Annotated in this window: 16 protein-coding genes; 2 read left to right on the top strand and 14 right to left on the bottom strand. The window is 40.9% G+C overall.

Translation table 11 applies throughout. The features are described 5' to 3' along the window. Positions 1 to 31: 31 nt before the first annotated feature. From speB to V7783_RS09980, 4 genes are all read right to left on the bottom strand, one after another. Complete coding sequence (speB, locus tag V7783_RS09995) at positions 32 to 955, bottom strand: agmatinase (RefSeq protein ID WP_335678585.1); 924 nt, start codon at positions 953 to 955, stop codon at positions 32 to 34. A gap of 1 nt (position 956) precedes the next feature. After that, positions 957 to 2,870 (bottom strand): biosynthetic arginine decarboxylase, encoded by a 1,914-nt coding sequence (gene speA / locus V7783_RS09990; RefSeq protein ID WP_335678584.1) that lies wholly within the window; start codon positions 2,868 to 2,870, stop codon positions 957 to 959. A gap of 234 nt (positions 2,871 to 3,104) precedes the next feature. Beyond that, positions 3,105 to 3,608 carry a hypothetical protein gene (locus V7783_RS09985; RefSeq protein ID WP_335678583.1) on the bottom strand — a complete coding sequence of 168 codons (504 nt, stop codon included), beginning with the start codon at positions 3,606 to 3,608 and terminating at the stop codon, positions 3,105 to 3,107. 57 nt (positions 3,609 to 3,665) lie between these two features. After that, positions 3,666 to 4,127 (bottom strand): GNAT family N-acetyltransferase, encoded by a 462-nt coding sequence (locus V7783_RS09980; RefSeq protein ID WP_335678582.1) that lies wholly within the window; start codon positions 4,125 to 4,127, stop codon positions 3,666 to 3,668. A 246-nt stretch (positions 4,128 to 4,373) separates the two neighbouring features. On the opposite strand from V7783_RS09980, the gene V7783_RS09975 reads away from it, so the two are divergent. Then, positions 4,374 to 5,765 (top strand): hypothetical protein, encoded by a 1,392-nt coding sequence (locus tag V7783_RS09975; RefSeq protein ID WP_335678581.1) that lies wholly within the window; start codon positions 4,374 to 4,376, stop codon positions 5,763 to 5,765. Here V7783_RS09975 and V7783_RS09970 read toward each other — a convergent pair. Beyond that, positions 5,756 to 6,376, bottom strand: coding sequence for a sulfotransferase (locus V7783_RS09970; RefSeq protein ID WP_335678580.1), 621 nt, complete (start codon positions 6,374 to 6,376; stop codon positions 5,756 to 5,758). The genes V7783_RS09975 and V7783_RS09970 overlap by 10 nt on opposite strands. Before the next feature lie 101 nt (positions 6,377 to 6,477). Beyond that, positions 6,478 to 6,951 carry a nuclear transport factor 2 family protein gene (locus V7783_RS09965; RefSeq protein WP_335678579.1) on the bottom strand — a complete coding sequence of 158 codons (474 nt, stop codon included), beginning with the start codon at positions 6,949 to 6,951 and terminating at the stop codon, positions 6,478 to 6,480. Positions 6,952 to 7,225: 274 nt separating this feature from the next. On the opposite strand from V7783_RS09965, the gene cysZ reads away from it, so the two are divergent. After that, on the top strand, positions 7,226 to 7,933 hold the full coding sequence (gene cysZ, locus V7783_RS09960; RefSeq protein WP_442961361.1) for a sulfate transporter CysZ: 708 nt from the start codon (positions 7,226 to 7,228) through the stop codon (positions 7,931 to 7,933). Between the two features lie 60 nt (positions 7,934 to 7,993). Here cysZ and V7783_RS09955 read toward each other — a convergent pair whose 3' ends face one another. The 8 genes from V7783_RS09955 to V7783_RS09920 all read right to left on the bottom strand — a co-directional run bounded on the left by V7783_RS09955 (position 7,994) and on the right by V7783_RS09920 (position 14,524). Further along, a complete protein-coding gene (locus V7783_RS09955) occupies positions 7,994 to 8,347 on the bottom strand; it encodes a YkgJ family cysteine cluster protein (RefSeq protein ID WP_210797447.1) in 354 nt (117 codons plus the stop codon). 47 nt (positions 8,348 to 8,394) lie between these two features. Further along, positions 8,395 to 9,480, bottom strand: a complete 1,086-nt coding sequence (gene rlmM, locus V7783_RS09950; protein WP_335678577.1) for a 23S rRNA (cytidine(2498)-2'-O)-methyltransferase RlmM — start codon at positions 9,478 to 9,480, stop codon at positions 8,395 to 8,397. Between the two features lie 38 nt (positions 9,481 to 9,518). After that, positions 9,519 to 9,887 carry a DUF423 domain-containing protein gene (locus tag V7783_RS09945; protein ID WP_064668062.1) on the bottom strand — a complete coding sequence of 123 codons (369 nt, stop codon included), beginning with the start codon at positions 9,885 to 9,887 and terminating at the stop codon, positions 9,519 to 9,521. 23 nt (positions 9,888 to 9,910) lie between these two features. Continuing rightward, a complete protein-coding gene (locus V7783_RS09940; RefSeq protein WP_335678576.1) occupies positions 9,911 to 10,543 on the bottom strand; it encodes an alpha/beta family hydrolase in 633 nt (210 codons plus the stop codon). A gap of 4 nt (positions 10,544 to 10,547) precedes the next feature. Further along, entirely contained in the window at positions 10,548 to 11,444 is an 897-nt protein-coding gene (locus tag V7783_RS09935; RefSeq protein ID WP_064668064.1) for a transcriptional regulator GcvA, read from the bottom strand. 117 nt (positions 11,445 to 11,561) lie between these two features. Then, the gene (gene kdsA / locus V7783_RS09930; protein WP_335678575.1) at positions 11,562 to 12,416 is read right to left on the bottom strand and encodes a 3-deoxy-8-phosphooctulonate synthase; all 855 of its coding nucleotides are present in this window, start codon (positions 12,414 to 12,416) and stop codon (positions 11,562 to 11,564) included. A 10-nt stretch (positions 12,417 to 12,426) separates the two neighbouring features. Continuing rightward, positions 12,427 to 13,680, bottom strand: coding sequence for a DUF819 family protein (locus V7783_RS09925; RefSeq protein ID WP_335678574.1), 1,254 nt, complete (start codon positions 13,678 to 13,680; stop codon positions 12,427 to 12,429). A 16-nt stretch (positions 13,681 to 13,696) separates the two neighbouring features. Then, a complete protein-coding gene (locus tag V7783_RS09920; protein WP_335678573.1) occupies positions 13,697 to 14,524 on the bottom strand; it encodes a tetratricopeptide repeat protein in 828 nt (275 codons plus the stop codon). Positions 14,525 to 14,535 lie beyond the last annotated feature (11 nt).

Below are 14,535 nucleotides of genomic sequence, written 5' to 3'. Positions count from 1 at the left end.
ATTGGCGCTTTTTAATCTGCATTAAAACATATTAATACTTATGCTTTAGTGCCCATAAATGCAGTAGCTCACTGGCAATAGTTGCTGCGGCAATCGCGGTTAATTCACTTTGGTCGAACGAAGGAGACACTTCAACTACATCCATACCAATCATATTAATGCCTTTAAGAGCACGTAATATTTTAAGTACTTTGTCACTGGTTAAGCCACCACATACTGGCGTGCCAGTACCTGGCGCGAATGCTGGATCTAAGCAGTCTATATCAAAGGTGATGTACACTGGTAAATCACCCACTCTCGCTTGAATCTGCTCAGCAATAGTCTGCGCCGATAAATCATTAGCGGTCATGGCATCAATCACTGCAAACTCATGTTTGCTTTGGTCAAAATCAGTACGAATACCTATTTGAATGCTGTGATCAACATCAATCAACCCTTCCTTTGGCGCATGATAAAACATGGTACCGTGGTCATAGCGAGAGCCATTACTGTAGGTATCGGTGTGGGCATCAAAATGCACCAACGCCATTTTACCAAAACGTTTAGCGTGCGCGCGTAATAAAGGTAAGGTTACAAAATGATCGCCCCCTAAACCTAAAATCGTTTTGCCTTGGCTTAAAATACCTGTGGCTGCTTGTTCAAGCTTAGCGGTAAAGTACTCAGCATCACCAACTGGGTAAGTAAAATCCCCTGCATCAGCTACTTTTAAACGCTCAAACAATTTAAACGTCCATGGGTATTTTGTTTCTTCCCACGCTAAGTGCACTGATGCACGACGAATCGCATCAGGGCCTAAACGCGCGCCTGGGCGTCCTGAGGTTGCCATATCAAATGGCAACCCTAACACCACAACATCAGCATTGATGTCAGCAATATTTTGTACCATTGGCTGACGTAAAAACGTCATGCCATTGGAATACAATGAGTGATCAGGGTGATCAAACAAAGTGGTCATATTAAAGCTCTTCTAAATAAGTATAACCGTCTAAACCCGCTTGTAATTCATCAAGCACGCTTTGTTGCTCAGCTTGTGGTAATTTTGCAGCCACCAGCTGTGCATATGAAGATTGAAAACCTTCAACATCTAAGTGCACATAACGCATCATATCTGCCACTGTGTCACCTTGATTAATTTCTACGATACTCGCCTGGCCTTGCTCATCCATGCTGATCATCGCACTGTGGGTATCACCGAATAGGTTATGCATATCACCTAAAATCTCTTGATACGCGCCCACTAAGAAAAAGCCCATCAAATACGGTTTTTCTGCACTAAATGCAGGCACTGGCAAAGTGCTCTCAATGCCCTGACCATCAACGTAATGATCAAGTGCACCGTCTGAGTCACACGTAATATCTAATAATACCGCACGACGTTGTGGTGCTTCAGTCAGACCACTTAATGGTAATACTGGAAACACTTGATCAATTCCCCACGCATCAGGCAGTGACTGAAACAATGAGAAGTTAACAAAAAACTTGTCCGCTAACCGCGCATTAAGTTCATCAATAATCGGACGATGAAAACGGTTTTTATTATCCATGTGTTTATTAAGTTCATAACATACACGTAAGTTAATTTGTTCTGCCCATGCACGTTGGGTTAAATCTAATAAGCCCATCGCAAACTGGTTATGCGCCTCAGCTAAGTCACCTTGGCTATCATGATAAATCTCAATCAATGCACGGTCATCAGTCAACACATGCAGTTGCTGCCACGATAACCACATATTATTCAGTAATAATGGTGCATCTTCGGCTGGTGCTTGAATTTCTTCAGGCTCATAGCTTTCAGTGCCAATCACATTAGAAATAAGAACCGCGTGATGCGCAGTTAACGCACGTCCTGACTCAGAGATAATGGTCGGGAACGGTTGCTCATACTGCTTACAAATATCACCTATGGTGTAAACAATATTATTTGCGTACTCTGCTAAGCTGTAGTTCATTGAGTTATGAGACTGGCTTCGCGTGCCATCATAATCAACAGCTAAACCACCACCTACATCTAGGCAATCAATTTGCGCGCCTAATTTGCGTAATTCACAATAAAAACGCGCCGCTTCGCTTACACCTAAACGTACGTCGCGAATGTTGGCCATTTGCGACCCTAAATGAAAATGCACTAACTGTACTAAATCAAGCTGATCAGTTTCTTTTAAGCGGTTCACAACATGTAATACTTGTGAAGCCGATAAACCAAATTTTGATTTTTCACCGCCACTGGCTTGCCATTTGCCTTTACCTTGCGACGCTAAACGTACGCGAATACCAATGCGTGGTTTTACGTTAAGCTCTTTGGCTTGACTAAGTACCATATCCAGCTCTGATAATTTCTCAAGCACGATATACACTTTGTGGCCTAACTTTTCACCAATTAGCGCTAAACGCACATACTCTTGATCTTTGTAGCCGTTACATACAATCACTGCACTGGTTTTTTCAGCTAATGCTAAAACGGTTAATAGCTCAGGCTTACTGCCCGCCTCTAAACCTAGTTGTTTCTTTTCAACATTAGCTTGGCTTGCCACGATTTCTTCAACCACTTCACGTTGTTGATTCACTTTAATTGGATAAACAAGTAAGTAATCTTTAGGGTAACCATAGCTTTCAATTGCGGTATTAAATGCCGCACATAAACTATGTACACGGTGATGCAAGATTTGTGGAAAACGTACCAAAGCAGGCAGACTTAAACCTTTATCTTCAAGTTGTTTCGCGATATCAATAAGTGCAATGGTTTGCTCCGGGGCATCAGCCTTTGGCGCAACATACACATCACCTTGATCATTAATACCAAAAAAACCTTGGCTCCAATGACGAACATTGTAACTCGTACGAGCTTGTTCTAGTGATGTTGTCTCTTTCATTTATCTTTCTCTTTTATTTAATGAATGCCTTGCGGCTGTTGCGCGCATTAAAAGAAAAATAGCTTATCAAGTCCAACAAGTATTTTTGCTCGTAACGAGTGAGTTTTAGTGTTGATAATTAGAAATGCAATATAGCAACCCGAATCCCATTAAAACAAAGCATTGCGAGCCTGCTACGCTAGATAAAACAAAGATTTTGGCCAGTAGTGGGCAAGAAAAAGGTGGCATGTTTAATTAATTTTTAGATTTAATCACTTTGCTGATTTCATCTGCTTTTGATGACTTTGAGCCTAACACTCGCCATGCTTGATATTCTTCACCATTGAGCCAAGTTATGCCTATGTATTCTTGCCAATGCTCAAAGTCGCGGGTTCTGTAGCGCTCTTCAGCGCAGCCACCTGCGCCTATTGCAGTGCGACAAAGAGTAAGGGTTAAGTAAGTGCCATCAAATTGCAATGTGCTGTTGTTTTCTAATTGATTAGGACACGATGTCAGTAATCGAAATGGGATCTGTAAAATGACGCGGGCTGTTTTATTACCATTATTATTAATAACTCGCGTTACAGAGTCACATGATTTTAAGTAAAACTCATCATTCTCAATCACAACATCTGGCTCTAAAGACGCCCACCACGGCTCAGCCGGTATGGGTTCAGAATTTCCTTTATTGAAAGCGTCGCAGGCGGTGATGAAAACAAAGCAGCTAAAAATTAAACAGAGTGACTTTTGGGTTTTCATAACGCCTCTTAAACGTGGGTTATATCTACTCAACTGCTTTGTAAAAATTAAATAAGTTTACTGGCTAAGCCCAAGCTCCATAAATAAACTTTGTGGATTCTCAGTGTAGTTACCAAACGGGCCGCAGGGTTGAAAGCCTAGATTTTCATATAAGCTAATTGATTTTTTTTGTTTTGGCCCTGTTTCTAATCGGATCAAAGGGATTTGCTCCTCACCTGCATGATGCAATAATATTTGCATAATACGTCGAGACAACCCCTTTCCACGATAACTCGGTTTTACATAGAGACGGCGTATTTCACCATAAGGTACGGTATCAAGCTGTTTCACAATCGCACCACATGCAACAATCCCATCCTCATTTTTTAAGCCTATTGCAAATACATTAGGCTGCCCAAGTTCATCGAGGCATAACGACTGAGCCGTCGCGACTGGGTACAGTGAATTTATCAGTCTATCGATATCCGAAAAAACATTAATCACATCCTGATCATGGGGGGTTAAGTCGACTAACTGCATAAAAGCTCTAATTTATAATTATAATTTGATAGCAAACTATACCGAATTGCAGCGAATGAACAACCCAGAATAATGGATTTATCGTTTATTTATGCCTTTATCAGTTACAACTTTTGTCGTAGCACTGTACTTTAATACTCTGTTAGCTACTGTATTTATTAAAGCTTTATAAAATAACAAGCTATAACATCAAGTTCTATCGTGCAGCGCCGATAAGTTATATAAGGTATCGTTAAAGGAATAACAATGAAACTAACTAATTTTAATCAAATACAGCAGATAGCGTTACAGAAAGTGTCTGCTAATCGGGCCGCTGAATTTAAAACTGCAACGACTCTTATCGAACCACAAGGTAACTTATCAAAGCTGGAAAGCGCAGCAAGTACGCCCTTGCATGACCCCTTTAAAGGCCGTAGGTTTAACTTAGACTATACCCCCTCTTCCTATTTGGGTATGAAACATCACAGTATCGTTTCTAATAATACCATTAACATGGGAGAACCAATCACACAGCCGAGCTACCGCTATGGTGATTTTACAGATCACGATGACATAAATGCTTTTTTAGACCAAGTAGATCGTCTAGATGGTGAGTTAAAAAACATGTTTCAACATCTCAAGCCAACCGCTGAGTTACTTGAACTCGTACAAAAGATGAGTGATGAAGAACTTACTGCATTTACCCAATTTGCTGTCAAAACCTCAAGTCACTTATTTGGCATAGAAAACAGAAATATTAGTGAGCAGTTAATTTTATCTTTAAGCAAGCTCTCAGACGATGCCTTAAGCAGTACTATTGCAACAATGGGTGAACTATTACAGCAAGGGAATGAATATAAAAAACCAGTGTCACCAATCGGTGAGAATGAAAATGGTAATGAAACGTTAGTAATGATCAGCATGCCTGAAAACATTAATTGGTTTAAATCAAACTACAGCGCCAACACAGCAAAGTATGAGTTAGCAAATAACTATGCCGATTTATTAATTGAAAAAACCTTTAGCGAAGGCCAGCTTATCCAATTGAATGACCACCTGTCTGAAAGCACACTTGAGCAAAGCAGCAGTATAATCGACATGATGAGTCTGTTGAAAACCCATCAAAACGATGATGTATTAACTATGCTCAATGACGTTGATAAAGACAGTGAGCCAAACTTATTAGACTACCTTGCACAGCAAACTAATTATCAAGCCAATAAACAGTATTACCAAATGGATAATGGTAAGTTTGTTGCACAGCAAGATAATATTAGCTCTGACTCTAATAGAAGTGAGCTTTATAACAATATCTTAAACGCCTATAACAACATTGGCATGGGCTGGATAAACGATGCGCTAGAGCAGTTCACCGGCACGCCAGCGCAAATTCAAAACGAATTATGGCAAACACTAATTGATGATAAAGAAAAACTGCCTGAGCAGTTTACCCGCTCAGACTCAGTTGAAGCTTGGGCACTAAAAAATATTGCTCGTATCGAAAACGTCTTTCACGTAGCTCAAATGAATAAAATTTATGACTATAATAGTGAGCGACTAATACCTGATTTAATCGGTGATCTTACCTTTTTCAGCAGTGGCAACGTTCGCAGTTCAGTAGATAGTGAAGAGCCACAATCAGCTGAAAATCAACCGTAATCAAAGAACTTACGGTGCTCTGCGCCTGCCAAGTTGGCATTCACTTTATTGGGGTGTTTATATTCACGCCAGTTGGCGACATTTCGGCCAACATTTAATTTCGCAAAATTAGTATCGCCATCTGTCGGCATACCCAAAAACTGCTTTAGTGTAAAAAGGGCGCCCTGCTCGCTTACATCAAGGGATAAAAAATCATCACGATCTTTAAAATACTCTAATACTGCCTGTTGATGTTGTGTATAACAAGCAGTCAATTCACACTCATTCAGAGGGTGAATATTAGGAAAAGTTTGTTGAAAGCTGCGTTTTAATACTGGATTAAAATGGCCTGTTTTAAGACACAGATGCGGCGCCATTTTTTCAAGCAACATGGTGATGGATGGCAACCACGCGCTAAGCTCTCGATTTAAATAAATAAACTTGCTGTGGGGAAATAATAAATCTAATTGCTTGAAATCACTAAAGCATGGCGCGTCTGATATCGCATCGGCCACTTCAAAGGCTTTTTTAGTAAATGCGGTATGCGCAACCAACAAGCCCATATCTAACAACGCAACACTAATACTAGTAGTGCCAGTTCGAGGTAGGCCGATAATAAAAATCTTAGACATCACAGACGCTCATATAAAAAGGCTGGTTAGTATATACCTAAATGGCAGCATCACCCACAGAGCAACAACAAAGCTAAGCCGAAGTTTAACCGCAAGCTCCCTTATTTATTATCCATATTACTACGGTGCCCATAACTCAATACTCGGGTAATTTCTAATTTGTCGCCTAAGTCATGCCAAAGCATCACAAAATCAGCTTTACCGTCACATTTGTTGCCGCCATCTTGACAAAATATGTGGGTTCCTTTGGTCATTACACCAAAGTCTTTAATGGTAAACACTTCAAACGTGCCGTTGACCAACTCCCGCGTATACTTGCCACACGCATATTGTTTAGTATTAGCTATCATGGAATTGCGATCCCAGGTAACTCCACCGTTATCATGATAAAACTCAACACCTTCAGCAAAGTAGCTCGCGTGCTTAGCAAGTTGTTCTGGGTTATTACAATGATTAAAAGAATCAAAAAGTGCTGTATCTAAACGCATCATTTTACTTTGCAAATCAGTAATATTAGCCTGACTTACCAGCGGCATCAGTAACAACAGAAACAGATATAACTTTTTCATAGTCATTTAAAACTTCCTGCGCAATAAACGAGCCAGCAACATCTCTCGTTTAATTTATTATTGTTGATATATAAACCATATCCCAGTGTTTGTTGCGATTCAATCAGGCACTTCGTTTTGCTATAAATATAAAGACAACGCTTTTGAGACTACACACTTTATTGCTCATTAGATATTAAACACTTTGTTACGCAAAAATACTGTTCAAAATATCTGAGCAATTTATACTATGGGCAATGTTGGTATGATTTGAGGTTTTAACGTGCAGTTTACGCAGGGTATGGAGTATTTTTTTTCTGGCTTTAAATTGATCACTCAAAAAGGCCTCAAACGTTTTGTATTTATTCCTTTATTAATCAATATTGTGCTGTTTGGTAGCTCGTTATTCTTTTTATATGGCTGGCTTACTGATGGCTTTGCTTATTTAAATGATCTATTACCAAGTTGGTTAAGTTGGCTCGAGTGGTTAATGTGGCCGATTGCCGTATTAGTTATTTTATTTAGCTACAGTATGGTGTTTACGGTGATCACTAACTTTATTGCTGCACCCTTTAATGGCTTACTCAGTGAAAAAGTAGAGCTATACCTGACAGGTCAAAAAATAAATGATGATGGTTTAGCAGATATTGTTAAAGACGTGCCGCGAATGCTTGGCCGTGAGTGGACAAAGCTTTGTTACTATTTACCACGCGCTATCGGTTTCTTTATTTTGTTATGGGTATTGCCTGTGATTGGCCAAGTGCTATGGGTGATGTTTACTTGCTGGATGTATGCGGTGCAATATAAAGACTATCCATTTGATAATCATAAAATCAATTTTAACGAAATGAAGCAAGACCTAAAACAAAAGCAAACGTTGTCGTACGGGTTCGGTTTAGCGGTTCTGCTACTTACTGCAATTCCTATCGTAAATTTAATTGTTATGCCAGTGGCAGTGTGCGGTGCAACGCGCTTATGGGTAGACCAATACCGCCCTAATTACCGCTAATAGCAATATTCAAAGGGGACTGCTAGCAAACCGTTAAAGTCCCCCAAATAGTCCTTCTATTTAGACTAAAACTTGACGTGTATTGGCAATAAAATGGTGCACTTCGCGCTCTGTTTTAATGTCTACAGGCTGCTCTGGCTTGCGATCATTCGGACAAGGCATTCGAGGCGTAGTACCAAACAAGCGGCAAATCAATGGCCGCTCGTCATATACAGTGCAGCCTTTAGGGCCCAGATGTACACAATTAAATTCATTTAGTGCGGCTTCATGCTCAGCGTCTGTTTTTACTGGTAATCGTGACATTTCTTCAGATGATGTTGTCACCGGTCCACAGCAATCATGACACCCTTCTACACATTCAAACTGTGGTATATTAGCGCGCAAGCGCAAAATAACTTCTTGGTTCTTATACATCAATTTTTACCTTTATTTAGCCGGTATTCATGCCACACTAAAATTAATTAGCTATATAGGCTTTGCGGCACTTTTGTCACGTTCAGGTGTACTGTGACTTCTTCTCTGTCATGATATAAATGCTTAGCTTGTAGCTCATAGCTTATGCCGTATTTATTAAGCTCTTCTTTGATCATGGTTAAGCATTCATACACACTATCAAAACGCTTTTTCATAGGGAGTTTCAAGTTAAATATGAGCTCTTTAGCATAAGCGTTAACCGCCCAATCAATCATTAGACTGGTTACTTTGGTTGGTTTTTCCACCATATCGCATACCAGCCAGGTAATATTTCTTTTTTCTGGTCGGTACTTAAAGCCATCAACACGAAAATGTTTAACTTGGCCTGTTTCCATTAAATCTTCGTTCATTGGGCCGTTGTCTATGGCGCTAACAAACATGCCACGGCGCACTAACTGATATGTCCAGCCACCGGGGCATGCACCTAAGTCAACACTGCGCATGCCTGCCTGAACACGCGCTTCAACTTCGTTAGGTGGAATAAACACATTAAACGCTTCATCGAGCTTTAACGTTGAGCGACTTGGGCCATCACTTGGCATCCGTAGTCGCAATATACCCATAAAAAATGGTGAATTATTATAGCTATACGAATGACCCACATAAGCGGTGTTATTAGTTAAGAACATAACGTGCATAACTGGACGGTTAGCTTTGGGTTCACGTAATACAGTATTTTGTTTTTCCAGCGCTTTCTTAAGTGGTGTTGAGATTTTTTTGCAGAACGTTAATAGTTCTTTACCTTCATTCGTATCCGGGGTTTCTACACGTAACTCTGAGCAAAGTGGAAAATCGACTGCGGCTGTTACGATTTCGCCAACTCTATCTTCAACAGGCATATTTTCCAGCAAAGTCCCAGCAAACCATTGACGGGCAAACACCATATTTTTGAAATCGACTTTTTTAATGATTTCGTCACTATGGTGCGCTTCAAAACATTCATAGATCACATAACCGGTATTAGGTTTTGCTTTTACATAGCCTGCAAAGCCCTGCTCTGCTGCATGAAATGTTATTTCTGCAGCGGCATCATTTTCAAACCCACTACGACAGTAAATCACTACACTTGACATAAAAACCCTTTAATTACGCACTCGCGCGATATTCTCTATTAAAATTTGAAGCGTGCCACTTGCACTAATAAAATAACCCAGCCGATTATAAAACAGACTCCACCAAGTGGCGTAATTGGCCCTAACCACTTATAACCTGTGATTGCTAATAAATATAAACTACCGCTAAACAGCACAATACCAGCAATAATAAACCAACCAGCCCAGCTTAAGTTAATTCCCCATTTAATTAAAATGGCAATCGCAATTAGCGCAAGGCCATGCACCATTTGATATTCTGCTGCGGTTTTAAATACGCCGATTGCGTATTCAGACACTCGGCTTTTTAAGCCATGGGCTGCAAATGCGCCCAACACCACTGACAGCATACAAAATAAACTGCCTGTCATTAAAAATAGTTTAATCATAATTTTTTCCTGCGAAATTGCCTTTAAATATGCTGCTTGATAAACCCTACGGCGTGCTCAGCTGCGCTTTGGATATTCTCACGCTCTGTAAAACCACTGCGCTTACGTGGCTTTAATGAATGATCGCCATCAGGCAGCCACACAAAATCAGGGCGTTTATCAAGCTGCATCTGAGTCAGTTCATCACGGGTACCAAACGTATCGCGCTCCCCTTGGAGCACCATAAACGGGCATGCTATTTTACCAAAGTGATCAATGCGTAATTTGTCAGGCTTGCCAGGTGGATGGAATGGGTAGCCAAATGCCAATACGCCTAAAATTGTCGGCATTGTTACTCGATCTTCACTGACAAGCATTGATGCCATCCGCCCGCCCATCGACTTACCACCAATAAACAGTGGCAGCGTAGGTTGTGCAATGGTTAATACCTGTTCAAAATAATCCAACAGTTTAGGTGCCCGATCGGGTGGCCTGCGCTTATTGGTTTGCTTGGCTGTTTGCATATATTGAAAATCAAACAAACCTACATCAATTTCATGCGCAGCTATTAATTGCGCCATCTGCTGCATAAACTCAGAATCACTACCTGCACCGGCACCATGGGCAAAAATAAACTGAGCTTTGGCTGGTGTGTTACTTTTGATCCATTCAATCATTATATTAATACTCTTGTTCTTGCTCAACGAGGCTTAGCATCCACTGCTTAAACGACACAATCTTACCTAATTCAGATTGCGTTTCACGACTCACTAAATAATAGGCATTTTTACTTTCTAGACTGTGGTTAAATGGAATAACTAAACGTCCTGCATCAATATCAGGTTTAGCAAGCACGCTGTTACCAATAGCAACACCTTGACCATGCACGGCGGCTTGAAGCACCATCGATGAGTGACTAAAAATAGGCCCTTGGTTTACTTGTACGTTACGGACACCCGCGGTTTTCATCCAGGTTTTCCAGTTTTTTCGAGTGGTGTCGTGCAGTAAAGTATGATTTGCCAAATCACTGGGCTGATTAAGTGGTTTTGGCCCGGTTAATAACATTGGGCTACACAAGGGTACTAAATATTCGGTATGCAATTTATGTGTTTGCACCCCACTCCAATGACCTCGACCATAATAAATAGCCACATCAACGTCATCCGTTAGCGAATTTTCATCTTGATCTTGGGCTTTTATTCGTACATCTATTTCAGGGTGCAGCTCGTTAAATAAGCTTAAGCGCGGTACTAACCATTGAATAGCAAAGCTTGGCGTTAGGCTTACAGTTAACGAGCCCTTTGCGCCACGTGCTAAGAGTTTTTCTGTCGCATCAATGAGCTGAGTAAATATTTCTTTAATATCTAAAAAATAACCTTGGCCTTCCTCGGTCAGTAATAATGAACGATTTTTACGTAAAAATAGCTTTAGACCTAGGTGCTCTTCTAAGGTTTTTATTTGATGGCTCACCGCCGCCTGCGTGACATACAATTCTTCCGCTGCTTTTGTAAAACTCAAATGGCGAGCAGCAGCTTCAAATGCTTTTAAGGCGTTTAAGGGAGGAACACGTCGAGACATAGCAACCAAACTTAGAATTAGTTTTTCTTATGGATGGATTATATACATATGCTACGGATGTGTATATTCATGACATAAAAAAAGCGACCTTAGTCGCTTTTTAACTATTATTTAAAATTATAAATCGCTGGCGCTCGTATCCAGTGGGCTAAAACTCTTGATCAAATCATCCACGGCTTTCATTTGGCTTAAATAGCCTTCTAGCTTACTCAGTGCCAGTGCACATGGACCATCACATTTAGCTTCATTAGGGTTTGGATGCGCTTCAATAAATAAACCGGCAATACCTAATGCCATACCGCTGCGAGCAAGCTCAGCGGCCTGTGCACGACGACCATCAGCAGAATCTGCACGGCCACCTGGGCGTTGCAATGCATGGGTTGCATCAAATATAACCGGCGCCATTGGTTTCATGTCATCCATGCCGAGCATATCAACCACTAAGTTGTTATAACCAAAGCTTGAGCCGCGCTCACACAGGATAATATTGTCATTCCCTGCTTCATTAAATTTAGTAATGATGTGACGCATTTCGTGCGGCGCTAAAAACTGTGGTTTTTTAACATTTATAATTGCGCCCGTTTTCGCCATCGCAACAACTAGGTCAGTTTGACGCGCTAAAAAGGCTGGCAATTGAATTATATCAACTACTTCAGCCACAGGTGCGGCTTGATGTGGTTCATGAACATCGGTGATCAAAGGCACGTTGAAGGTTTTTTTAATTTCTTCAAAAATTCTTAAGCCTTCTTCCATACCCGGCCCACGGTATGAGTTGATTGATGAACGGTTTGCTTTATCAAACGAGGCTTTAAATACATAAGGAATATTAAGCTTAGTGGTCACTTCAACATAATGCTCAGCAATACGCATTGCTAAATCGCGCGATTCTAAAACATTCATGCCACCGAATAATACAAACGGTTTTTCGTTTGCCAGTTCAATGTCATTAATCTTAATCAGTTGGTTATTCATTTTTCATTCCTTAAGGTGCAACTGCTTGCATCATTAATCCACAAATATAGGCCATGTAAGTGCCCACGCCATAACCGAGTACGGCTAGTAACACGCCAACCGGTGCAAGCGACGGGTGAAATGCTGACGCCACCACTGGTGCCGATGCAGCGCCGCCGACATTCGCTTGCGAACCGACAGCCATATAAAATAACGGCGCTTTAATAATTTTAGCAACAATCAGCATTAAGCTGGCATGAGTTAGCATCCAAATTAAGCCGATCACAAAATACATTGGCGATTCGACTATCGCAGTGATATTCATGTGTAGACCAATTGAGGCTACCAAAATATATAAAAAGCAAGAAGCGACTTTTGATGCACCAAAGGCTTCAATATGACGAACTTTAGTAAACGATAATGCAATACCTATCGTCGTCGAGATAACTATTAGCCAAAAGAATTTACTGTTTAAGCTGTATTCTTGTGCCCACGGGAAGTTAGCGCCAAAGTATGGCCCTAAAAAGTCAGCACAAAAGTGTGCAAGCCCGGTAATACCAAACGCAATGGCAATGATCATAATATAATCATTCATTGTTGGCATGCGAGAATGCTCAGCCTGATACTTCTCAACGCGGTTTTTCAGCTCTTCAATCGCGCTCGTATCGGCTCCGGTTTTTGCATCAATAGCTTTATGGTTGGCAGCCATTAATAACAATACCGCCATCCATAAATTCGCGACGATCACATCTACCGTCACCATCGCTGAGAATATATCGCCACCTACTTCAAACATTTCTTTCATCGACGCTTGGTTCGCTCCACCGCCAATCCAGCTGCCTGCGATGGTTGTCATACCTCGCCATACAGCATCCGGACCATGACCACCAACGGCTTCTGGATACACTGCACTCATGATCAAAATAGCTAATGGACCACCAATCACAATACCCACGGTACCGGTTAAAAACATAATCAATGCTTTCGGACCAAGATTAATAATAGCTTTTAAATCAATACTAATGGTCAGTAAGATTAAACATGCAGGAAGCAAATAGCGTGATGCAACAAAATACACATTGGATGAATGACCATCAACAATGCCAAAGGTGTTCAGTAGCGAAGGTAAAAAATAGCACAGTAATAATGCTGGGACATATTTGTAAAACTTTTTCAGCGCACTATTTTGGCTGCTCGATGTTTTAAAAATAAAGCCTAATATTACTGCTAATAAACCAAAGACAACTGCGTCATTGGTGATCAGAGCCGTATGGGCGTCAGCCATGTAAATTCCTTAAAAGTTAATGGTGAGTTTTGTGATTATCTTCGAGCTCTTCAAGTTGATGCTGGATAATTTCAATCGCAGGATCATCTGGGCACTCATCGATAAAAAATTGTAAATCGTCACGTGCCATTTTCGGACAATCTAGTTGGTTAAGTAAATAGCCTCTGTCGCGCCTTTCGTACGGGTCATCGCCTATTAACTCCATCAACATCTCAACGCAGCTCAAAGCATGACCAAATTTGTTGCTGGTAATGAACGCCCACTTTTGTTGTGCTAAATAAAGCTTATACACTTCCTCGTCAAAAATAAGCTCGAGCGGCTCTTGCTCATCGCCATTTTCTTCACTGGCATTTTCAGGAATGATATACCAACTTTGCTGACCAGAACTTGGCTCAAGCAAATAGCCCTCTTCATCGCTGATTGCAACATGGACATTTATTTCACTGTTATTAATCGTCACGTTTGCATCAAAATCTGCGTGGTTAAGTAAGTGGCAGAGTAAAATTGCCAAAGTTGTTTCTGAACCACTGCGCATACTTAGCATATAGCTGAAACTATTGAGGGTATATTCGGGAACTTTAAGGCTAGACACGCTAAATAGCCACTGCATAAAAAACATATCGACTAACGCATCAAAACGGTCGTGAATATCTGTGTGTTGTTGACACAGCGCGGTAACTTGCTCTTCAAAGTCGCTTAGAGTGGCAAAGCTATCACTTAAATCGGCGTGAGGATCCCACTTCGCTTCTGCGCTGATACAACGGTACAACGCTTGGGGAACGAAAGTGTCAAAAGCCTCATCTTGATAGGGTTCATTTTGATCTTCAAACCAAGGAGTGGTCATTTATACGGCTA

It is taken from the genome of Pseudoalteromonas sp., from assembly GCF_036960685.1.
GTDB lineage: Bacteria > Pseudomonadota > Gammaproteobacteria > Enterobacterales > Alteromonadaceae > Pseudoalteromonas.
Note: the sequence above shows the minus strand (reverse complement) of the source record. Positions and strands in the feature narration are given on the sequence as shown.

Excerpts from the sequence above, each read along its gene's own strand:
- V7783_RS09925 (WP_335678574.1), bottom strand. The coding sequence starts at position 13,680 with ATGGCTGACGCCCATACGGCTCTGATCACCAATGACGCAGTTGTCTTT.
- V7783_RS09945 (WP_064668062.1), bottom strand. The coding sequence starts at position 9,887 with ATGATTAAACTATTTTTAATGACAGGCAGTTTATTTTGTATGCTGTCA.
- kdsA (WP_335678575.1), bottom strand. The coding sequence starts at position 12,416 with ATGAATAACCAACTGATTAAGATTAATGACATTGAACTGGCAAACGAA.
- V7783_RS09965 (WP_335678579.1), bottom strand. The coding sequence starts at position 6,951 with ATGACTATGAAAAAGTTATATCTGTTTCTGTTGTTACTGATGCCGCTG.
- speA (WP_335678584.1), bottom strand. The coding sequence starts at position 2,870 with ATGAAAGAGACAACATCACTAGAACAAGCTCGTACGAGTTACAATGTT.
- V7783_RS09970 (WP_335678580.1), bottom strand. The coding sequence starts at position 6,376 with ATGTCTAAGATTTTTATTATCGGCCTACCTCGAACTGGCACTACTAGT.
- V7783_RS09940 (WP_335678576.1), bottom strand. The coding sequence starts at position 10,543 with ATGATTGAATGGATCAAAAGTAACACACCAGCCAAAGCTCAGTTTATT.
- V7783_RS09985 (WP_335678583.1), bottom strand. The coding sequence starts at position 3,608 with ATGAAAACCCAAAAGTCACTCTGTTTAATTTTTAGCTGCTTTGTTTTC.
- V7783_RS09980 (WP_335678582.1), bottom strand. The coding sequence starts at position 4,127 with ATGCAGTTAGTCGACTTAACCCCCCATGATCAGGATGTGATTAATGTT.
- rlmM (WP_335678577.1), bottom strand. The coding sequence starts at position 9,480 with ATGTCAAGTGTAGTGATTTACTGTCGTAGTGGGTTTGAAAATGATGCC.
- cysZ (WP_442961361.1), top strand. The coding sequence starts at position 7,226 with ATGGAGTATTTTTTTTCTGGCTTTAAATTGATCACTCAAAAAGGCCTC.
- V7783_RS09935 (WP_064668064.1), bottom strand. The coding sequence starts at position 11,444 with ATGTCTCGACGTGTTCCTCCCTTAAACGCCTTAAAAGCATTTGAAGCT.
- speB (WP_335678585.1), bottom strand. The coding sequence starts at position 955 with ATGACCACTTTGTTTGATCACCCTGATCACTCATTGTATTCCAATGGC.
- V7783_RS09955 (WP_210797447.1), bottom strand. The coding sequence starts at position 8,347 with ATGTATAAGAACCAAGAAGTTATTTTGCGCTTGCGCGCTAATATACCA.
- V7783_RS09920 (WP_335678573.1), bottom strand. The coding sequence starts at position 14,524 with ATGACCACTCCTTGGTTTGAAGATCAAAATGAACCCTATCAAGATGAG.
- V7783_RS09975 (WP_335678581.1), top strand. The coding sequence starts at position 4,374 with ATGAAACTAACTAATTTTAATCAAATACAGCAGATAGCGTTACAGAAA.